The 19,875-nt window shown below is 72.4% G+C and carries 20 protein-coding genes; 9 read left to right on the forward strand and 11 right to left on the reverse strand.

The window, feature by feature from the left end; genetic code table 11:
• Both AC067J_RS00005 and AC067J_RS00010 read right to left on the reverse strand, forming a co-directional pair.
• On the reverse strand, positions 1-1,605 hold a 1,605-nt coding region (locus AC067J_RS00005), incomplete at its 3' end, for a reverse transcriptase/maturase family protein (RefSeq protein ID WP_478295642.1).
• A gap of 421 nt (positions 1,606-2,026) precedes the next feature.
• A complete protein-coding gene (locus tag AC067J_RS00010) occupies positions 2,027-2,617 on the reverse strand; it encodes an ATP-binding protein (RefSeq protein WP_478295643.1) in 591 nt (196 codons plus the stop codon).
• Between AC067J_RS00010 and AC067J_RS00015 the strand changes: the two genes are divergently transcribed.
• Positions 2,549-2,746, forward strand: a complete 198-nt coding sequence (locus AC067J_RS00015) for a Scr1 family TA system antitoxin-like transcriptional regulator (protein WP_478295644.1) — start codon at positions 2,549-2,551, stop codon at positions 2,744-2,746. The two genes, AC067J_RS00010 and AC067J_RS00015, sit on opposite strands and share 69 nt — an antisense overlap.
• A gap of 2 nt (positions 2,747-2,748) precedes the next feature.
• Positions 2,749-2,988 carry a DUF397 domain-containing protein gene (locus AC067J_RS00020; RefSeq protein ID WP_478295645.1) on the forward strand — a complete coding sequence of 80 codons (240 nt, stop codon included), beginning with the start codon at positions 2,749-2,751 and terminating at the stop codon, positions 2,986-2,988.
• A 66-nt stretch (positions 2,989-3,054) separates the two neighbouring features.
• Here the strand turns inward: AC067J_RS00020 and AC067J_RS00025 are convergent, their stop codons facing one another.
• Positions 3,055-4,284, reverse strand: coding sequence for a GNAT family N-acetyltransferase (locus AC067J_RS00025; protein ID WP_478295646.1), 1,230 nt, complete (start codon positions 4,282-4,284; stop codon positions 3,055-3,057).
• 309 nt (positions 4,285-4,593) lie between these two features.
• Positions 4,594-5,103 carry a hypothetical protein gene (locus tag AC067J_RS00030; protein ID WP_478295647.1) on the reverse strand — a complete coding sequence of 170 codons (510 nt, stop codon included), beginning with the start codon at positions 5,101-5,103 and terminating at the stop codon, positions 4,594-4,596.
• A 121-nt stretch (positions 5,104-5,224) separates the two neighbouring features.
• Between AC067J_RS00030 and AC067J_RS00035 the strand changes: the two genes are divergently transcribed.
• Positions 5,225-5,665 carry a hypothetical protein gene (locus tag AC067J_RS00035; RefSeq protein ID WP_478295648.1) on the forward strand — a complete coding sequence of 147 codons (441 nt, stop codon included), beginning with the start codon at positions 5,225-5,227 and terminating at the stop codon, positions 5,663-5,665.
• A gap of 12 nt (positions 5,666-5,677) precedes the next feature.
• Here the strand turns inward: AC067J_RS00035 and AC067J_RS00040 are convergent, their stop codons facing one another.
• Positions 5,678-6,523, reverse strand: a complete 846-nt coding sequence (locus tag AC067J_RS00040) for an SDR family NAD(P)-dependent oxidoreductase (protein WP_478295649.1) — start codon at positions 6,521-6,523, stop codon at positions 5,678-5,680.
• 168 nt (positions 6,524-6,691) lie between these two features.
• On the opposite strand from AC067J_RS00040, the gene AC067J_RS00045 reads away from it, so the two are divergent.
• Positions 6,692-7,321 carry a TetR/AcrR family transcriptional regulator gene (locus tag AC067J_RS00045; protein WP_478295650.1) on the forward strand — a complete coding sequence of 210 codons (630 nt, stop codon included), beginning with the start codon at positions 6,692-6,694 and terminating at the stop codon, positions 7,319-7,321.
• A gap of 28 nt (positions 7,322-7,349) precedes the next feature.
• Here the strand turns inward: AC067J_RS00045 and AC067J_RS00050 are convergent, their stop codons facing one another.
• The gene (locus tag AC067J_RS00050; protein WP_478295651.1) at positions 7,350-8,051 is read right to left on the reverse strand and encodes a hypothetical protein; all 702 of its coding nucleotides are present in this window, start codon (positions 8,049-8,051) and stop codon (positions 7,350-7,352) included.
• A 288-nt stretch (positions 8,052-8,339) separates the two neighbouring features.
• Between AC067J_RS00050 and AC067J_RS00055 the strand changes: the two genes are divergently transcribed.
• From AC067J_RS00055 to AC067J_RS00070, 4 genes are all read left to right on the forward strand, one after another.
• Complete coding sequence (locus AC067J_RS00055; protein WP_478295652.1) at positions 8,340-9,545, forward strand: cytochrome P450; 1,206 nt, start codon at positions 8,340-8,342, stop codon at positions 9,543-9,545.
• A 170-nt stretch (positions 9,546-9,715) separates the two neighbouring features.
• The gene (locus AC067J_RS00060) at positions 9,716-10,876 is read left to right on the forward strand and encodes a type III polyketide synthase (RefSeq protein WP_478295653.1); all 1,161 of its coding nucleotides are present in this window, start codon (positions 9,716-9,718) and stop codon (positions 10,874-10,876) included.
• Complete coding sequence (locus AC067J_RS00065) at positions 10,873-11,622, forward strand: NUDIX hydrolase (protein WP_478295654.1); 750 nt, start codon at positions 10,873-10,875, stop codon at positions 11,620-11,622. The genes AC067J_RS00060 and AC067J_RS00065 overlap by 4 nt, the downstream gene beginning before the upstream one ends.
• Positions 11,623-11,792: 170 nt before the next feature.
• Complete coding sequence (locus AC067J_RS00070) at positions 11,793-12,209, forward strand: SHOCT domain-containing protein (protein WP_478295655.1); 417 nt, start codon at positions 11,793-11,795, stop codon at positions 12,207-12,209.
• A gap of 120 nt (positions 12,210-12,329) precedes the next feature.
• On the opposite strand, the gene AC067J_RS00075 is transcribed toward AC067J_RS00070, so the two are convergent.
• Positions 12,330-14,813: a Tex family protein gene (locus AC067J_RS00075; protein ID WP_478295656.1), complete on the reverse strand. Its 2,484-nt coding sequence runs from the start codon at positions 14,811-14,813 to the stop codon at positions 12,330-12,332.
• Positions 14,814-15,036: 223 nt separating this feature from the next.
• Positions 15,037-15,609 (reverse strand): hypothetical protein, encoded by a 573-nt coding sequence (locus AC067J_RS00080; protein ID WP_478295657.1) that lies wholly within the window; start codon positions 15,607-15,609, stop codon positions 15,037-15,039.
• A 63-nt stretch (positions 15,610-15,672) separates the two neighbouring features.
• Here AC067J_RS00080 and AC067J_RS00085 point away from each other — a divergent pair, with 63 nt between their 5' ends.
• Positions 15,673-16,584 (forward strand): aminoglycoside phosphotransferase family protein, encoded by a 912-nt coding sequence (locus AC067J_RS00085; protein ID WP_478295658.1) that lies wholly within the window; start codon positions 15,673-15,675, stop codon positions 16,582-16,584.
• A 166-nt stretch (positions 16,585-16,750) separates the two neighbouring features.
• Here the strand turns inward: AC067J_RS00085 and AC067J_RS00090 are convergent, their stop codons facing one another.
• The 3 genes from AC067J_RS00090 to AC067J_RS00100 form a co-directional block, all read right to left on the reverse strand.
• Positions 16,751-17,899, reverse strand: a complete 1,149-nt coding sequence (locus AC067J_RS00090; protein WP_478295659.1) for an FHA domain-containing protein — start codon at positions 17,897-17,899, stop codon at positions 16,751-16,753.
• 101 nt (positions 17,900-18,000) lie between these two features.
• Positions 18,001-18,645, reverse strand: coding sequence for a tetratricopeptide repeat protein (locus tag AC067J_RS00095; RefSeq protein WP_478295660.1), 645 nt, complete (start codon positions 18,643-18,645; stop codon positions 18,001-18,003).
• A 166-nt stretch (positions 18,646-18,811) separates the two neighbouring features.
• On the reverse strand, positions 18,812-19,828 hold the full coding sequence (locus tag AC067J_RS00100; RefSeq protein ID WP_478295661.1) for a zinc-dependent alcohol dehydrogenase family protein: 1,017 nt from the start codon (positions 19,826-19,828) through the stop codon (positions 18,812-18,814).
• Positions 19,829-19,875 lie beyond the last annotated feature (47 nt).

Genomic DNA, 19,875 nt, shown 5'->3' on the forward strand with positions numbered 1-19,875 from the left:
CCCGGCCAGCACCCGTCTTACCAACTCGCGTTGGCGTGGGTGGTGTTGGGTGGGGTCGCGGTCCAGGATGACCGCCCACTTCTGCCTCTTGAGCGGAATGCCGCCGAACTGTGCGACGAGCGGTCTCGTGCCTGCTGCCCGGATGATGCTTGCCTGGATGCACTTGCGAGGCCCGGCCGGTGTGTCGATGGTGGCTTTGTGCTTGCGGGCCATCTTCGACATGGTCGACCGGTGCTTGTTCGCAAGGGAGCACAGCAGCGAGGACTGCATCACCCAGTGCAGCCGGTTCAGTCGAAAGACGTCACTGGCCAGCAGGTAGTAGTTCACGATTCCGCGGTACCTGGCGCCGTAGATGTTGACGATGGTGTAGTCGTCGTATCTGAACATCGACGGCATTCGCGTGGGTCTCCCGCGTTCCATGTACGGTGCGCAGTGGGTTTTCACGACGTCTCTCGGGACGTGCAGTTGAACGATTCCGTTGACCGATCGGCGCTGCCGGCGGCTTCCCTTCTTCGGTTCTGATCTGCGGTCGTCCCGTCGGACGCTGATCTCGTAGCCGAGGAACCTCGCCCTGCCGGTCTTGGCGTGGGTGACGAGCGTTTTCTCCTGGGACAGTTCCAGCTTGAGGTCGTCATGGAGGAAGTTTCCCAGTCGCTGTTTGATTTCTTCGGCTTCCACTTTGGGTCCGGCGAATCCGATGAGGGTGTCGTCGGCGTATCTGATGTACCGCAGACGGCGGTACCCCGGGTCGTTCATGTCCTGACTCGGGAGTGAGCGCAGTTGTTTGCCCAGCGTGCGGGCTGCTGCGCGGTCGCCGCATTTGCGTGCACGTCGGATCGCAGTCGACATCCTGGTGTACTCGGGGTTCCTAGTCCTGAGTGCACCTCGGCTGTATTCCGGGATGAGGATCTTCTCGACGAAGGAGTCCAGCTTGTGCAGGTAGATGTTGGACAGGATCGGGGAGAGTACTCCGCCTTGTGGAGCGCCACTCAGGGTGGCGTTCCATTTCCAGTCCTCCAGGTATCCGGCTCGGAGCATGTTCCGCACGAGCCGCAGGAACCGGTTGTCGTGGATTTTCTCGCCCAGGATGTCGAGCATCACTCGATGGTCGAGCGAGTCGAAGCACTGGGCGATGTCCCCCTCGATGAACCAGGTCGTCCCCAACCACGTCTGAGCCACGTCGCGCAGGGCGGTGTGGCATCCGCGTCGGGGACGGAAACCGTGCGAGTGGTCGGAGAACTGGGGTTCGTAGTACGCCTCCAGCAGGAGCCGCATCACCTCGCCGACCAGTTTGTCCGTCCAGGACGGCAGGCCCAGCGGCCTACGCTTCCCGTTCTTCTTCGGGATGTAGGTCCGTTTGACGGGCCGGAATCGGAATCGCTCGTGGCGTAGCGCATCGGTGATGCGCCCGATTTTGGCCAGCGACATACCGTCGGCGGTTTCCCCTGTGACCCCGGGTGTCATCGCCCCCTTGTTGGAGTAGATGCGCCCGTAGGCCAGCAGATACATCTGCGGGTTGAACATCTGTCGATAGATCTCGTTGCACGGCAGACCGCGTCTGCCGCGTTCACGGAGGACACCAAGCACCGTTTCGGAACTCTGCATTTCGCATACCTCTCGGTCGGTTGATGTCTAGTCACCTGTGCCCCTTCGCCCTGTGGACGGCTTTCCCGCCCTCCCTGGCAGGTCGTTACTCCTGCGACTACTACGGGCACTCCGTCACCATGGGGCTCGCGCCCTTTAGGTGATCCTCTGTTCGTCCTGGCTGTACGTTCTAGCGCGACTTAGGTGCCCCACTCATCTCCTTGAATGTCCTCACTGGACATCGCTCCGCTCCCCGGAGGTGTGCCAACGGGCTGAAATCATCGACACAGGGACCGGCGCCGGTTTCGGGCATCTTTCCGACGGATTCGTCTTTTAATCGACTGGAGATTGGGATTCAGGCAATCCAGCTTTCACCGTATCGCGCGGGTCTCGCGGCACCCCGCCCCTAATGCCTGGGCCCGGTCGCCGCTTTTCTGGCATGCTACGGTCCCCTTTGTCTTTCGGCTCCGGGTAAGCCATTTGACCCAGGAATATCCTCCGAATTCCTCCCGGTTGCACCGGGAATACAGACAGGCGCTTCCAGAGCGCACTCGGCCCACACGGTCTTGGCGCCCGGCTCGCGGGGGACGCTGCCCCAGCGGTCGGCGAGGGCGTCGACCAGGGTCAGGCCACGACCGGACAGGGTGTCGGTCGGGCACTCGGCGACGGGGAGGACGGGGTGGCGGTCACCCCGGCAGTCGGAGACCTCGATCCGGAGCACGGAGGTGCGCGAACGGCGCACGGTGGTGAACGAGAGGGCGAGTTCGAACCCGCGCCCCGGCACGCGCCCGTGGATCAAGGCATTCGCCGCCAGCTCGGCGACGATCAGGAGCGCGGAGTGATAGGCCTCCTGAGAAAGGGAGTTGACTCCCCAGGAGGCGAACTGTTGTCTGGCGATCCGGCGCCCCGCATGCGTGGCCTGGAGCTCCAGGTGATGCCCTTGGGGCGGACACACCACGCCGGCATGGGGGGCTCGTTCATCCTCCTTACCCCCAAGGGGCGTTCCCAGATCGCCTTCGCCGAGGTTCAGCACGTCAATCGACTGATCACCGACCCCGAGGTGGTCCGTATCATGAACGGACGGTACAGCAGCATCAGGGCGCAGGCTCTGGATCTGACGGAGTCGCTTGCCTTGATCGAGACGATCTTGGGAGAGCGGTAGGCATGGCCGAGTTGACGTGGTTCAAGAGCAGCTACAGCGGCAACGAGGGCACGGCCTGCGTCGAGGTTGCTTGGCACAAGAGCAGCTACAGCACCAACGAAGGCGCTGCCTGCATCGAGGTCGCCGAGACCACCACTTCCGTCCTCGTCCGTGACTCCAAGGACAAGAGCGGCCCCCGCCTCACCTTCACCCCCGACAGCTGGCAGGCGTTCCTCACCTTCGCCGCCACCGCCGAGGTCTGAGCAGCAGAACGGCCCGCCGCTCCGGTCGACTCCGGAGCGGCGGGCCTTCCTCGTCCTGCCGTGCCGTCAGAACCAGTGCAGGCAGTGCGGCGGCTGCTCCGTGCGGAAGAGGGTGTCGGCGACCGCGGCCGCGCCGGGGCGGTGGGCCTGGATGCGGCCGGCGCGGACGAGGGTGCTCGGGGTGGTGCCGCCGAGGTAGACCGAGCCCAGGTCGCTCACGTCGAGGCTGAGATCCGGCTCACGGTCCGTCTCGACGCACTCCGCCTTGCCGTCCCGGACGGTCAGCAGGTACCGGTTGCGCTCACCGAGGAAGGTGTCGTCGACGTCGAGCACCAGCTCCCCGTCCGCGTACCACTCGCGTGCGGCCAGGGCGCGCGGGACGTCCAGCAGCCGCACCCAGAGCCAGTCGTCCTCGGCGCCCGTCTCGCCGGCGCGGATGTCCGCCAGCTGCCAGCGCAGCGGGTGCCAGGCCGGGACGTGCTTGAACACGACCTGGCCGATCAGGTCGTGGCCGAGCACGGCTTGGGCCAGTGCCGTGAACACGTGGTCGTCGAGGGCGATGACCTCGTCCACCGTCAGCGTGCTCGTCCTGTTCACCCGGTCGGGGTCGCCGAGCGCGTAGCTGGCGTAGCCGTCCGGGGTGCCGTCGGCGTCGCGGTGGACGACGACGTAGCGCGGCGCCGGGGAGATCGGGGCCTGTCCGGCCCGCAGGGCCCACCAGCGGTGCGGGCGGGAGAGCGCCCCGGGCTGGGTGCGGCGGTAGCGGTCGTAGAGGTCCTCCAGGATCTCCCGGCAGTCGTCGCTCCGCAGCAGTTCGACGGAGCCGGTGTCCTCGCCGCCGACCCTCGGGGTCGCGAGGGCGGCCCGGTGGCGCGGTACGGTCAGCCGGTTGGTGTACGTCGCCGGTCCGTAGCCGAACCGGCGGTAGATCACGGCCTCCGAGGCCAGCAGTACCGAGAGGAACTCGCCCCGCGCGCGGATGTCGGCGAGCTGGCGCCGCATCATCGCGGTGAGCGCGCCGCGCCGCCGGTGTGAGGGTGCGACACCGACGCCGGTGACGCCGGAGACCGGGACGACGGCGCCCCCGGGCAGGGTGAGTTCGAAGGAGTACGCAGTGGCGGTGCCGACGGGCCGCCCGTCGTCCGTCACCGCGAACAGGCCGCGGTCCAGCTCGAACGCCGACCACCAGGCCCCGCCGCCGTCCTCGGTGGTGGTACCGGGGAACAGCCCGAACGCCGAGTGCATCGTGGCGATGAACACCTCACGGTCCTGCTCGGTCGTGGCACGAATCTCCATCGGTTCTGCGGCCTCCCCTGATCGTCCGCGCCACCTCCCGTGGCGCCGCCACAGTCCAGCCGCGCCAACCGTCCAGGTCAAGCGAATTACACCTCCGGTCTCCCTCCCCTCATCCGGGCCTCAGGGGACCCGGGCGGCCTCGCGGAACCGGCCGTCCGGCCGCACCCGGACGGCTCCCGCCCTCTGCCCTCCCCCCTCCGCCCTCCGCCCTCCGTGCGCCGCTTCGACCTCGCCCCGCGGCCGACACGGCCCGTACAGGGGGATGGTGTACCAGCACTGGTGGCACCGGTGACACGGTGCCCCGCCGGGTCACGCGCGCCGGAGGACCGGGCGGGCGAGCAGGCCCAGCAGCGCGCCGAGGGCGAGGCCGAGCAGCGCCGCGAGGGCGTCGCGGGTGTCGCAGGGGTGGCCGAGGGCGGGGACGGCGTACTGCACGGCTTCCAGCCCGGCGGGCAGGAGGCCCGCTCCGAGGAGGAGGGCGGCGGCGCGGCCGCGGGAGCCGGTGAGGGCGGCGGCGAGGCCGATCGGGGCGAAGAGCAGGGGGCCGAGCCACTCGGCGGGCGGGCGCGGGCCGAGGCCGGCGAGGGTGCAGTGCCGGACTGCGTCCGCCCAGGGGAGGCCCTGCCAGAACGGGCGGGGGTGCTCGGGCAGCAGGGTCAGGGTCGCCACTCCGCCGAAGGCGAGCAGCAGGACGAAGCCGACCGCCCAGTGGGTGCGCAGCAAGCGCCCGACCTGGCGGTTCAGCAGGGCGGCCGGTACCAGGGAGGCGAACAGTCCGGGCCAGAACATCGGCAGCCCGTCCAACACACTTTTGATCACTTCCGCACGGACGCCGTCACCGGCCGCCCGGTTCTGCCCGGGGCCGAGTTCGCATCCGACCGATCCCCGACCTGACGAACCATTAGACTCGGCCGACGTGTTCGAGGAGGGGGATCGACCGATGAAGCACCGTCCGTTCGTGGCCGGGGCGGGCGCCGCGGCCGTCGCGCTGCTCGCCACCGCCTGCTGGCCGAACGTCGGAACCGGCCCGAAGGAGGCGCCGGAGCAGCCCGCGGCCCACGCACCCTCCGCGATGCCGGCGGCACCCGGGGTCGAGGACGGCGCGGCCGCCTTCGCCCGGTACGTCGAAGCGCACGGGACGGCGGAGCAGCGGGCGGCCGTCCTGGGCCACGTCACCCGGCTGAACCGCTCCGTACCGCAGGACGACCACGTCAACACCTACCTGGCCACCGACCACCCGGAGGCGGTGGACGCCCGGACCCGGGCCATCGTCCGCGCCTACCTGGACTGGGCCGGGCCGGGCGACCCGGCCCGGATGCTCGTCCTCTACAACGCCTCCGGCGCCGTCATGGGCGCGGTCCGCGTCGCCGACTGGCGCTGATCGCACCGCTCTTCAGGCCACCCGCTCGCCGCTCGGGTCGCGGCGGTCCGCCCCACTGCCCGCCCCGCCGCCCGCCATGGCGTCGCGGACGCCCCGCGAGAGGCGTTCGGCCATCGCCGCGACCATGGTGCGCGGGCGGCGCGGGGTCAGGTGGGCGCTGAGCTTGTTCGCGAGGCCGGGGACGACGTAGGAGCGGTCGGCGTCGAACGCCCGCAGCGCCGCCCGGACGACCGGTTCGGGGGTCGTGAAGCTGCCCGTGACGGCGGCCTTCCTCGTCCCGATGACGTTGAAGAACTCGGTCTCCACCGGCCCGGGGCAGAAGGCGAGGACGCGGATGCCGCGCCGCCGGTACTCCTGGCGCAGCGCGAGGCTGAAGTTGAGCACGAAGGTCTTCGAGGATCCGTAGACGGCGAAGTACGGGGTGGGCTGGAAGCCCGCCGTGGAGGCCACGTTGATCACCCCGCCGCGGCCGCGGGCGAGTATGCCGGGCAGCAGTTCGTGGGTGAGGTCGACGAGCGAGACGACGTTGACCATCAGCTGGTCGTGGTCGCGCCGCCCGTCGATCGTCTCGAACGGGCCGCAGGTGCCGAAGCCGGCGTTGTTGACCAGGAGGTCCACGGTCAGGCCCCGGTCGGCCAGTCCGGCGCCGACGCGGCGGGCGGCGTCCGGCTCGGCGAGGTCCTGGACGAGGACGTGGGCGGTGATCCCGTGGGCCTCGCCGAGCCGCTCGGCGAGGGCTTCGAGGCGGTCGGCGGAGCGGGCGACGAGGACGAGGTCGTGTCCGCGCGCGGCGAGCTGGGCGGCGAACTCCGCGCCGAGGCCGGAGGACGCGCCGGTGATCAAAGCGGTGGTGCGCACAGTGGTGCTCCTTCTCCCGTGGACCGTGCGGAGCCGGGTACGGCGCTCCGCTATCTGTGACACCACAGTATCGAATGAAGGCAGATCTGCAACACTGATGTGTCAGTTATTTGCGAAGCGGCTCCCCCGCTGTACCGTTTCGGGGTACGACCGAGCTGGAGGCAACAGATGAGCAAGACGGCCGGCCGCCCCCTGCGCGCCGACGCGGAGCGCAGCGTCCGCGCGATCCTGGCCGCCGCGGAGCGCGTCCTGGCCGAGAACCCCGGCGCGTCCATGGAGCAGATCGCGGAGGCCGCCGGGGTCACCCGGACCACCGTCCACCGGCGGTTCGCCAACCGGCAGGCGCTCGTGGACGCACTGGCCACCGAGGCGGCGGCGAAGCTCGCGGAGGCCATCGAGGACGGGCACCCCGAGACCGCGCCGCCGCTCGTCGCGCTGCACCGCGCCACCGCCAACGTGCTCCGGGTCAAGGGCGCCTGGGGCTTCGCCCTCGGGCCCGCGGCCGCCGAGAGCGAGCAGGCCGTCCGGACGCACCAGGAGATCGCGCGCCGCTGCACCGAACTGCTCGGCCGGCTCCGCTCCCAGGGCGTGATCGCCCCGGACGCCGACCTGGAGTGGGTCCGCCGGGTCTTCTACGCCCTCATCGGCGAAGTCCTGCACGGCGAGGCGCCGCACGGCGCGCACGCCGCCGACGCGGCCGCCGGCCCGGGCCCCGACGCGGCCGCCGACCCCGAGGCGCTCGCGGCCAGGATCGTCGACACCCTCCTCCACGGCGTCGGCCCGCGCACCCGCCACTGATCCCGGGGCGCACTCCGCCGAACTCCCGTCAGTGGCAGGCCTGCTGCGCCTGCTCGGCCCGCACCGTCTCCACCAACCGGGCCGCTGCGCGCTTCTGGGCGTCCAGGGCCGAGGCGTCGGGCCGCGGGGGATAGATGCTCAGATCCAGCATCACATTGACCAGGGCCACCCGGGTCGGATCCCCCTCGCAGAAGTCCATCACCGCGGCGCCGCCCGGATCCGCCACGACACCGCGCCCGGCCAGTTCACCGGCAGGAGTCTCGTCGGGCGAACCGGTGGCATCGGCCGACTCGCCCATCACCCGGACAGTGACGGCCTCCTCGCCGTCCACCTTGATCACACAGGTCCGCAGAACGCCCTCGCCCTCGCCTTCGCCGACCGGCGTCTCCCTCCGCTCCTCGGTGCCCGCACGGCCCTTCGGCAACAGGGCGTCGAGCGGGGTCCCGGCCTCCCGCTTCAGCCCGCAGAGCGTCTGCTTCACCACCGGCCCGTCGTCGGCACCGACCAGGACCACGCCGCCGGCCACCGCCGCGACCAGGGCGAGGGCACCGCCGCCGAGCACCCAGCGACGGGCCGTCGGACGACGACGCCCGCCGTCCGCCGACTCGACCACGTCCGCCGGCTCGACCACGCCGACCGGCCCGCTAACGTCCACCGACTCGCTCGCGTCCACCGCGTCGGCGGACCGCGCTATCGACCCGGTCTGCTCGACAACCGGTTCACGCTGCATGGGGGCACTCCCTCTCGCGCCGGGAACCCGCCCGCGCATCAGCCTTGATCAACAGTGAGGCGCAGGCTATCGGACCGACCCGACGCCCCGGGAAGCATTTCCGGGCCGGCTCGACCCCGGAGCCCGGGCGCCCAACTGCCAGCTGTCGCACGATAATCATTTATCTCCCTCAATCGAGGGAACTATCGCTCTTGTCCACATTTTCTCGGCCAGGTGGGGGAACATCAGCACGTCCGCGCCCGAACGATCCCCGGTCGGGCGGCAGCACCCCGGCCCCTGGATCAGCCCGTGACTACCTCCGCCCCCGTGTGGGACTGCCCCTTCAACCACACCGACGGCCTGGAGTTCGACCCCCTCCTCAAGCGCCTGCTCACCGAGGAGCCGATCGCCAGGATCCGCCTCCCGCACGGTGAGGGCGAGGCCTGGCTGGCCACCCGCTACGAGGACGTCCGCATCGTCACCACCGACCGCCGGTTCAGCCGCGCCGCCGGCATCGGCCGCGACCTGCCCCGGATGACGCCCGCCCCGATCGCCCAGGTCGAGTCGATCAACCTGATGGACCCGCCGGCCCACAACCGGCTCCGCCGGCTGGTCGCCAAGGGCTTCACCAACCGTCAGGTCGAGCGGATGCGCGCCCACACCCAGGGCGTCGTCGACGGCTACCTGGACGGCATGGAGGAGCACGGGGCACCCGCCGACCTGGTCCACCACCTCTCCAGCCGGCTCCCGCTCACCACCATCTGCGAGCTGCTGGAGATCCCCGAGCAGGACCGCGCCGAACTCCGCGGCCACGCCGTCGCGATGATGTCGATGGGCCCCGGCAGCGGGGCCGGCCAGGTCACCGCCAAGGCCGCCCTGCGCGCCTACTTCGCCGACCTCACCGCGGCCCGCCGGCGCGACCCGGGCGAGGACCTGATCAGCGCGCTCGCCACCGCCCGCGACGGCGCCGAACTGCTGGACGACGACGAACTCGCCGTCATGGCCATGGTCCTGCTCGTCACCGGCCACGACACCAGCACCTACCAGCTGTCCAACATCACCCACACCCTGCTCACCCACCCCGAGCAGCTCGCCAAGCTGCGCGCCGAGCCGGAGATGCTGCCGCGCGCCCTGGAGGAGCTGCTCCGCTTCATCCCGTTCCGGCAGGGCGTCGGCATCGCCCGGGTCGCCACCGAGGACGTCGAGCTGGGCGGCGTGCTGATCCGCGCCGGCGAGCCGGTGCACGTCTCCTACCTGGCCGCCAACCGGGACCCGGCGATGTTCGAGCGGCCCGACGAGCTGGACCTCGACCGCGGCAGCCCCAACCACATGACCTTCGGCTACGGCACCCACCACTGTCTCGGCGCCCACCTGGCCCGGATGGAACTCCAGGTCGCCATCGGCACCCTGCTGCGGCGCTTCCCCGGGCTGCGACTGGCCGTCCCGCCCGCCGAGCTGGACTGGCAGACCGGCTCGATCTGGCGCTACCCGCAGACCCTCCCGGTCGCCTGGTGACCGCCTCCCCACCACCGCACCACCCCGGCACCGACCCACGCCGCCGCCCGGGCGAGAGCCCCCGCGGCACCGCGCCGACCTGCCCGCGCGGCGGCGCCCGTCCGACGCATCCGTAGGCCACCGCCCGCGCCGACCCACCGCCCCGCCCGGGCCACCAGGGGAGTCCACCCATGGCAACACTCTGCCGACCCGCCATCGCCGTGCCCGAGCACGTCATCACCCTCGACGAGACCCTCGACCTGGCCCGCACCCTGCACGCCGACCACCCCCAACTCGGCCTCGCCCTACGGCTGATCGAGAACACGGGGGTGCGCACCAGGCACCTCGTCCAGCCCATCGAGAAGACCCTGGACCACCCGGGCTTCACCGTGCGCAACACCGTCTACGAGCGCGAGGCCAAGCGCCGCGTCCCCGAGGTGGTCGAGCGCGCGCTCGGCCACGCCGAACTCGCCGCCCGGGACATCGACCTGATCCTCTACGTCTCCTGCACGGGCTTCATGATGCCCTCGCTGACCGCGTGGCTGATCAACACCATGGGCTTCCGCTCCGACACCCGGCAGCTGCCGATCGCCCAGCTCGGCTGCGCGGCCGGCGGCGCAGCCGTGAACCGGGCGCACGACTTCTGCCGCGCCTACCCCGGCGCCAACGTGCTCATCGTGGCCTGCGAGTTCTGCTCGCTCTGCTACCAGCCCACCGACATCGGCGTCGGCTCGCTGCTCTCCAACGGCCTGTTCGGCGACGCGATCGCCGCCGCCGTGCTGCGCGGCCGCGGCGGCGCCGGCATCCACCTGGAGCGCAACGGCTCGCACCTCGTCCCCGACACCGAGAACTGGATCTCCTACGGGGTCAAGGACACCGGCTTCCACTTCCAGCTCGACAAGCGCGTCCCCGGCACCATGGAGATGCTCGCCCCCGCCCTGCGGGCGCTCGCCACCGACCACGCCTGGGACGTCTCCGGCCTCGGCTTCTACATCGTCCACGCCGGCGGCCCGCGCATCCTCGACGACCTCTGCCACTTCCTCAACCTGGAGCCGGCCGCCTTCCGGTTCTCCCGCGCGACCCTCACCGAGCGCGGCAACATCGCCAGCGCCGTCGTCTTCGACGCACTGGCCCGGCTCTTCGAGGAGGGCGAGGTCACCGAGGGCACCCAGGGGCTGATCGCCGGCTTCGGCCCGGGCATCACCGCCGAGATCTCGCTTGGCAGTTGGGTCGGCGCCCCGCTGGAGGCCGTGGTCCCGCGGCGGCCCCGCGCGATCGACGCCGCGGAGCTGACGCTGGCTCACCCGACGACCCCCCTGCTGCGCCCGGCCGGGACTACGATCACCGAATGACCGATACCACCGATACCACCGACCGCACCGACGCCACCGCCAGAGCCGACCGGAGCGCCCGGATCCCCCGGACCTCCGCCGCCGACCGAACCGCCGCAGCGACCGTCGCAGGGACCGCCGACGCCGACCCCGACGCCGACGCCGACCCCGTTGCCGACGCCGGTCCTGCCGCCGGGACGACCACCGGAACGGACCGGGCCGCCGAGCTGGCCGCCCTCTTCCCCGCACTGCACGCACCGCAGTACTGGACCTGGGGCCGCTACGACGCGCAGTTCTCGACGGCACTGCCCCCGGACGAGCTGGTCACCAACATCCACGTGGTGGGCTTCACCAACGACGGCCTGGTGGTGCTCTGCCGCGACGAGCGCGACCACTGGTTCCTGCCCGGCGGCACCCGCGAGGCCCGCGAGTCCGTCGAGTCCTGCCTGGTCCGCGAGCTGCGCGAGGAGGCCGGCGCCCGGCTGCTCGGCGAGCCGGTCTGGCTGGGCGCGCACCGCTGCGTGACCGAGGACGCCGAGCCGTACCGGCCGTGGCAGCCGCACCCCGAGAAGGCCTGGCTCTGGGGCTGGGCGGAGGTCGCGGTGGACTCCCAGCCGACCAACCCGGACGACGGCGAGCAGGTGGTCGAGGTCCGGGCGGTGGAGCCGGCCGAGGCGCAGCGGCTGCTGCTGGACGGACACGAAGCCTGGTGGGGCGAGCTGATCGGCCTGGCGGTGGAGCTGCGGGAGCGCCCGCCGACCCGCTGAGGATCCGCCCTCCGGGGGCCCTCCGAGGGGGGATCCCCCTCCCCGCCCGCATGACCGGCGATATTCCCGCAGAGCTCGAAGATCACCGGAATGGCTCAACAGCGGACCATGATGTCCGATATGCGGTGGTATGACTCAAGAGAACTCGGGTCTGCACCGACGGGAGCGTCATGGACAACTACCCGCTGCTCAATATCTTCTGGACGATGCTGGAGCTGTTCCTCTGGATCCTCTGGTTCTTCCTGCTGTTCAAGATCATCACCGACATCTTCCGCAGCCACGACATCGGTGGCTGGGCCAAGGCCGGCTGGCTGATCCTGGTGATCCTGCTGCCATTGATCGGCGTGCTCATCTACGTCATCGCACGCGGGAAGGGCATGGGCGAACGCGACGTCGCCCAGGCCCAGAAGTCCGAGGCCGCGTTCAAGAGCTACATCCGGGAGGCCGCCGCGGACGGCACGGCCCCGGGCGAGGGCCCGCCCGGCCGCAGCCACGTCGACGACCTGGCCAAACTGGCCGACCTCAAGTCCAGCGGGGCCATCTCGGACGAGGAGTACCAGAAGGCCAAGGAGAAACTCCTGGCGTGAGCGGGCCGGCGCGAGCGGACCGGTGTGAGCAGGCCGATTCACGGGCCGGCGTGAGCGGACCGACGGCCCCGGGCCGGCGGACGGGAGGACCCCGTCCGCCGGCCCGGGGCCGTCCGGACCTCAGCGCCTGCCGGAACGCCGGTCGCCCGACCCCCGGCCCTGCTGCTCACCGCCGGTCAGCCCGGCCCGGCGCAGCGCGTCCGCCATGGCACTGTTGCCCACCGGGGCCGGAGCGCCGGACCCGCCGGACGCGCCGCCCGACCCGCGCCGGTCCTGGCGCGGCGGCCGCCCGCCGCCGGCCTGCCGCTGGCGGCCGCCCTGCTCACCGGGGCCCCGGCGCTCGCCGCCGCGCTCGCCCCCGCGGTCGCCGCCGCGCTCCCCGGGCCCGCGCCCGACCTCGTCGTCCAGCCGCAGCGTGAGCCCGATCCGCTTGCGCGGCACGTCCACCGAGGTGACCCGGACGGTCACGATGTCGCCCGGCTTGACCACCTCGCGCGGGTCCTTGACGAAGTTCCGCGACAGCGCCGACACGTGCACCAGCCCGTCCTGGTGGACGCCCACGTCCACGAAGGCGCCGAACGCGGCGACGTTGGTCACCACGCCCTCCAGCACCATGCCGACCTCCAGGTCGCCGATCTTGTCGACGCCCTCCTTGAAGGTCGCGGTGCGGAACGCCGGGCGCGGGTCGCGGCCCGGCTTGTCCAGCTCGCCGAGGATGTCGGTGACGGTCGGGATGCCGAAGGTCGCGTCGGCGAAGTCGCCCGGCCGCAGGGCCCGCAGCCGGGTGCCGTTCCCGATCAGCTCGCGCAGCTCCCCGCCGGTCGCGGCGAGGATCCGCCGCACCACCGGGTACGCCTCGGGGTGGACGCTGGAGGCGTCCAGCGGGTCGTCGCCGTCCGGGATCCGCAGGAAGCCCGCGCACTGCTCGAAGGCCTTCGGGCCCAGCCGGGCCACGTCCTTCAGCGCCTTGCGGGTGCGGAACGGCCCGTTGGCGTCGCGGTGCGCCACGATGTTGTCGGCGAGCGTGCCGGTGATGCCCGAGACCCGGGTGAGCAACGGCGCGGAGGCGGTGTTGACGTCCACCCCGACCGCGTTCACGCAGTCCTCGACCACCGCGTCCAGCGAGCGGGAGAGCTTCACCTCGCTGAGGTCGTGCTGGTACTGGCCGACGCCGATCGACTTGGGGTCGATCTTGACCAGTTCGGCCAGCGGGTCCTGGAGCCGGCGGGCGATCGAGACCGCGCCGCGGATCGACACGTCCAGCTCGGGCAGCTCCTGGGAGGCGAACGCCGAGGCCGAGTAGACCGAGGCGCCGGCCTCGCTGACCATCGCCTTGGTGAGCTTCAGCTCCGGGTGGCGCTTGAGGAGGTCCTCGGCGAGCTTGTCCGTCTCGCGGGAGGCGGTGCCGTTGCCGATCGCGACCAGGTCGACGGAGTGCTTCTTCGCGAGCGCCGCCAGCGTGGCCAGTGCGGCGTCCCACTTGTTGGCCGGCTGGTGCGGGTGGATCGTGTCGTACGCGACCACCTTGCCGGTGGCGTCCACGACGGCGACCTTCACCCCGGTGCGGAAGCCCGGGTCCAGGCCCATGGTGGCGCGGGTGCCCGCCGGGGCGGCGAGCAGCAGGTCGCGCAGGTTGGCGGCGAAGACGCGCACCGCCTCGTCCTCGGCCTCCTGGCGCAGCCGGCCGCGCAGGTCGATGCCGAGGCGGACCAGGATGCGGGTGCGCCAGGCCCAGCGCACGGTGTCGCCGAGCCACTTGTCGGCCGGGCGGCCGTGGTCGGCGATCCCGAACCGGGCGGCGATCCGCTGCTCGTAGTCGCCCGCGCCGGGCAGGTCGCCCGTCTCCTCGCCGTCGTACGGGGAGAGGTCGAGGTCCAGCACCTCCTCCTTCTCACCGCGCAGCATCGCCAGGATGCGGTGCGAGGGGAGCCGGGTGAACGGCTCGGCGAAGTCGAAGTAGTCGGCGAACTTGGCGCCCTCCTGCTCCTTGCCCTCGCGGACGGTGGCGACCATCCGGCCCCGCGTCCACATCCGCTCGCGCAGCGAACCGACCAGGTCGGCGTCCTCGCCGAACCGCTCGACCAGGATCGCCCGGGCGCCCTCCAGGGCGGCGGGGGCGTCGGCGACGGCCTCGTTGAGGAACTGCGGGGCGAGCGCCGCCGGGTCCTGCGAGGGGTCGGCGAGCAGCGTGTCCGCGAGCGGCTCCAGCCCGGCCTCGCGGGCGATCTGCGCCTTGGTGCGCCGCTTCGGCTTGTACGGCAGGTAGATGTCCTCCAGCCGTGCCTTGGAGTCGGCGGCGAGGATCTGCGCGCGCAGCGCGTCGTCCAGCTTGCCCTGGGCCTCGATCGACTCCAGGACGGCGGTGCGGCGCTCCTCCAACTCGCGGAGGTAGCGCAGCCGCTCCTCCAGCGTGCGCAGCTGCGCGTCGTCCAGCGAGCCGGTGGCCTCCTTGCGGTAGCGGGCCACGAACGGGACCGTCGCACCGCCGTCCAGCAGGTCGACCGCCGACTTCACCTGCCCCTCGCGGACGCCCAGCTCCTCGGCGATCTTCCGCTCGATCGCCTGCTGGGCCTGTCGGGCCGCCTGTTCGACTGGCGTGGTCACGAAGCCGGTCACCTTCTTCAGAGTTGCTGTCCGTACCCCCGCATTCTGGCAGCTGCCGACGACACCCCGGCCCGCCCCCACCACCCCGGGCGTGGCGCGTGGGCGGCGGGGTCCGCGGGAGGAGAGGCGGCGGACGGACGGCGGAGCGGACGGCGGAGCGGGCGGCGGACGGAGAGCGGACGGAGAGCGGACGGACGGCGGAGCAGGCTCCGCTCCGGCGGGATCAGTACCCGTCGTCGACCGTGCGGTCGGGGCGCCCGCTCTCGGAGATCCGGATCAGGTGGCTCTCCGTCCCGGTCACCACGCGCAGTCGGTCCGCCGACTCCCAGGAGACCTCGCGCAGGGAGTTCCAGTCGCCGTTGACGAAGGCGACGTGCCAGCGGCGGGTGGCCAGGCCCGACCCCTCGTCGACGGAGACGTACCAGAGCGGGTCGATCATCGCGTGCCCCTCCTCGACCACCAGACGGCGGTCGGGGCGGCCCGGGGCCGGCTCGCTCCGGGTCTCGACGGGACCGTCGTCGGCCAGTATCCAGACCGGCACGGAGAGCAGCAGCAGGCAGCCCGCGACGCCGGCGAGGACGGTCCGGACCCACACGTTCCAACGCAGCAGCACCATCGCGACGAGGAACAGCACCAGCGCCGAGGTCATGAAGCCCAGCCCGTGGCCCAGCAGGTCCCGAAGCACCAGCAGCCCGCCGGAACGGTCGCTGAGCCGGCCGACGGCGGCGGCTCCGACCAGCACCACCGCACCACCGAGCGCCCCCCACGAAACCCAACGCTCCCACGAAGTCTTCACGATCCCACCCTAGTGTTCGAAAAGGGCGCGATCACCTGCCGGTCCAGGCGTACAGTGCCGGGCATGTGCGCAGCCGCCCGGACGCCCGACCGCATGCACGACGACGAACCCGACATCGACACCGGCCTGGTCCGACGGTTGATCTCCGCCCAGTTCCCGCAGTGGAAGGGGCTTCCGCTGCAGCGGGTCGCCTCCACCGGGACGGACAACGCGATGTTCCGGCTCGGCCCGGACCTCGCCGTCCGCCTCCCCCGGGCCGGTTGGGCCGCCGACGGCGTCACGCGCGAGCAGTACTGGCTCCCCCGCCTAGCCCGCCGCCTCCCGGTGCCCGTCCCCGAACCGCTCGGCCACGGCCGCCCCGCCTCGGGCTACCTCTGGAACTGGTCGGTGCTGCGCTGGCTGGACGGCGTCAACCCGACCGTCGGATCGATCGCCGAACCGGTCCAACTCGCCTACGACCTGGCCGGGTTCATCACCGCACTGCGCACCGTCGAGCCGACCTCCGACGCCCCGGCCGCCGCCCGGGGCACACCGCTCGCCACCCGCGACGCCGCCACCCGGGCGGCCATCGGCCGGTTACGCGGAATGATCGACACGGACGCCGCGACCACCCTGTGGGACAAGGCCCTTCGCATCCCCGACCGGTCCGGTCCGCCGGTCTGGATCCACGGCGACCTCTCCCCCGGCAACCTCCTGCTCCGCGGCCAACGCCTGAGCGCCGTCCTCGACTTCGGCCTGGCGGGGGTCGGCGATCCGACCGTCGACCTGACCGCCGCCTGGAACCTCCTCCCCGGCACCGCCCGCCCCGCCTTCCGCACGGCCCTCGCCGTCGACGACGCCGCCTGGGAACGCGGCCGCGCCCGGGCCCTGTCCATCGCGCTCGTCCAACTGCCGTACTACCGCACCACCAACCCTCCCCTCGCGGCCAACGCCCGCCACGTCATCCGGGAGGTGCTGGCGGACCGCAGCGTGTGAGCCGCGTCCGCCCGAGCGCACGAACCGGCCGACTCCCGGCCGGAGTTCGGGAGCACCGGGTGCCGCGTCCGCACCGGTCAGGCGCTCTGTGCGCGCGGACCGTGCGCACGGACCGCACGCACGGACCGCGCGAAAGGCCGGCGCGCACGGACCGCGCGAACGGGCCCTAGAAGATCCGGGTCGGCTCCGCCGCGCCCGGCGGGAGCGGCCGGCGAGCGGCCTCCGACCGCCAGGAACCGGCCAGTTCGGCGGGGAAGCGGCGGCCGCTGCGGGTCAGCACCAGCCCCGGCGCGAGTTCGACCTCGTCCCCCGGCCGGAACGGACGGTCGGCCTCGGGCGGCAACTGCTCCCAGGGGCCCAGCCGGCCGCGCCGGCCGGCCGCGCGCAGCCGGCTGCCGTACGTGCTGGTGTCCCGCACCACCACCGAGCCGCCGCGCACCGACACCACCACGTGCCGGCGGCTCACCCGGGCGGCGAGCGCGGGCGAGAGCAGGGCGTGCAGCGCGATGCCGTCGGCCGTCCCCGGCGCCCGCCCGACCACCGTCTGCGAGCCCTCGTCGAGCGTGTACCGGGCCACGCACTCCGCGTCGACGACCACCTTCAACTGTGCGGCGCCCGGCCGGACGCCGTCGTCGAGCAGCGGGGTGCCGTGCAGTTCGCAGGTGGGCACGCCCTGGCGCATGCGCGGGAGCATCACCCGGCCCCCGCTGTGGACGCTGTAGAGGGTGCAGCGCCGCTCGGGGCAGCGCCAGGCCCGGCCGACGACCTCGACCAGCGGCTTGCGGGCCGGGGTGAGCAGCCCCTGCTTCTTCAGCGCGGACAGCTCCATCTTCTTCGAGATCTCGGCGCCCGTCCGGTACCCCATGTCGAGCGGCACCAGCCGCACCGTGCCCCGCCGGGCCGGCTCGGGCTTCAGGAACTGCCAGGTGTTGCCCTGGATCCACGGGTGTTCGAGGCGGAAGTCGTCGTAGTAGTCGCCGGTGACGACCTGGATGCCGGTCATGCCGGCGAGCTCCAGGACGCGTTCGTCGGCGTCCGGCACCTCCTCCACCAGCCCGGCGGCGACCCACCGCCGGAGCGTCCGGACGTCCGCCTGGTCGGTGAACTCCCTCCGGCCGCCCAGCAGGCTGCGGTCCGCGACCAGGTAGACGGATACGCCCCGGTCCCCGGTGAGCCCCACCAGTGCCCGGACCACCAGGTGCAGCCGGTGCAGCGAACGCGGGGCGGGGCCGCCGAGATCGGTCCGGCAGGCGATGTTGGACAGTTCGACCAGGTAGTCGGCGCGATCGGCCGAGGTCGCGAGGTTGCGTTCCAAGGGACCTCCGTGGTCGCAGTGCTCACGGTCATCCGACGACACGTCCGAGGCGTCGTCACACCCGGTCCATCATGGCGCACCGCCCCCGCCGCGGGGAGACCTCAGCCCCGGCCGAGGGCTGCGCGGGCCTCGGCGACCGACTCCCGGACGGCCCCGGCGCCGGCCCCCGCGGCGAGGCCGTCCGCCTCGTCGAGGAGGGCGAGCCCGTCGGCGGGGCGGCCGTCGGCGGCGGCCAGGTAGGCGAGGCCGACGAGGTTGGCGGCGACCCCGGCCGGGAAGGCGAGTTCACGACGGAGGCGGGTCGACTCCTCCAACAGGGCGCGGGCGTCGTCGAGTTCACCGGCCGTGTGGGCGGCCGTGCCGAGGTGGCGGAGCGCGTAGGAGAGGGTGCGGCGGTCCCCCGCGGCGGTCGCGAGCTCGCGGGACCGGTGCAGGGCGGGCAGCGCGGCCTCCCCGTCGCCCCGGACCACCTGGTGGTAGACGCCGATCCAGAACCACGCCTCGCCCTCCCCGCGTTCGTCGCCGAGGGAACGGTAGAGCTCGGACGCCCGCCGGAAGTGGGCGAGTTCGCCCTCGTCAGCGGTGCGCTGCCGGAGGAAGCGGGCGTGCAGCACCTTCCCGCGGGCGAGTGCGAGGTCCGCCTCGACCCCGTCGAGCGCGAGCTCCGCCTCCGGCAGGACGTCCTCCTCCCCGCCGAAGGTGGCGCGGTCGCAGAGCTGTCGGACTTGATCGATTCGCGCGTCCATGCGGGCCAGCGTAGGCCCGGGGCCACCGGGGCGGGGCGCCGATCCCCGAACCCGCCCCCGCCCCCGCCCCGACGCCCTGCCGACGGCCCATCGACGCCCTCAGCGCCCCGCCGGCGCGCCGACGACGCCCCCAGCGCCCCGCCGACGGCCGGCTACCGGTCACCGGCTACCGGCCGCCCTCCGGCCGTCGGTGGTCGACCGTCACCACGATCTTGCCGACCTGGGTGCCCGCCTCCATGTAGCGGTGGGCGTCGGCGATCTCCTCCAGCGGGAAGACCCGGTCGACCACGGGCTGGAAGGCGCCGGTGCGCAGGCCGGAGGCGACGAAGGCCTCCGCGCGGCGCAGGCCCGCCGGGTCCTGCGTGGTCTCGTAGAGGGTGTAGCTGCGCATCGTCTTGCCGCGCATGTACGTCATCGAGGGGAACGGGGTGTCCTGGCCGCTCAGCGCGCCGTAGACGAAGAGGGTCCCGCCCCGGGCCAGGGCCTTGGCCAGCTCCACCACGCCGGGGCCGGCGACGGCGTCGAAGACGAACTCCGCGCCCCGGCCGCCGGTCAGCTCCAGCACGCGCTCCGCGACGTCCTCCTCGTCCGTGACGACCACCTCGGCCGCGCCCGCCTTCAGCAGCGCGTCCCGCTTCGCCGCCGTCCGGGTGGTGGCGACGGGCACCGCGCCCAGCCGGTCGGCGATCCGGATGGCGGCCAGGCCGACGCTGCTGGACGCGGCGGTGATCACCACCGTGTCGCCGGCCCGCATGCCGCCGGTCTCCACCAGTGCGCCGTACGCGGTCACGTAGGGCATCCAGACCGCCGCGCCGCCGACCGCGTCCAGCCCCTCCGGCCGGTGCAGGACGACGTCCGCCGGGACGACCGCCCGCTCCGCGTAGACGCTGTGGTCGTTCATCGAGAAGCCGGGCACCACGCTCACCGCGTCCCCCGCCGCGAAGCCCGTCACCCCCGGCCCGACCGCCTCGACCACGCCCGCCGCCTCGACGCCCAGCCGGCCCGGGAACTCCCGCACGTCCTCGATGTAGTGGCCGCTGCGGAACAGCACCTCGGCCCGGTTGACCCCGATCGCGTCGACGCGGATCAGCAGCTCGCCGGCGCCCGGTCCGGCGAGCGGCACCTCCTCCAGCCGCAGTACCTCCGGTCCGCCCAGCTCGTGAAAGCGCACAGTCCTGACCATCGCTCAACTTCCCTTCCCCATAGGTGGCGACGGCCTTCAGCCAAACG

Source organism: Kitasatospora sp. NPDC042419, from assembly GCF_056437345.1.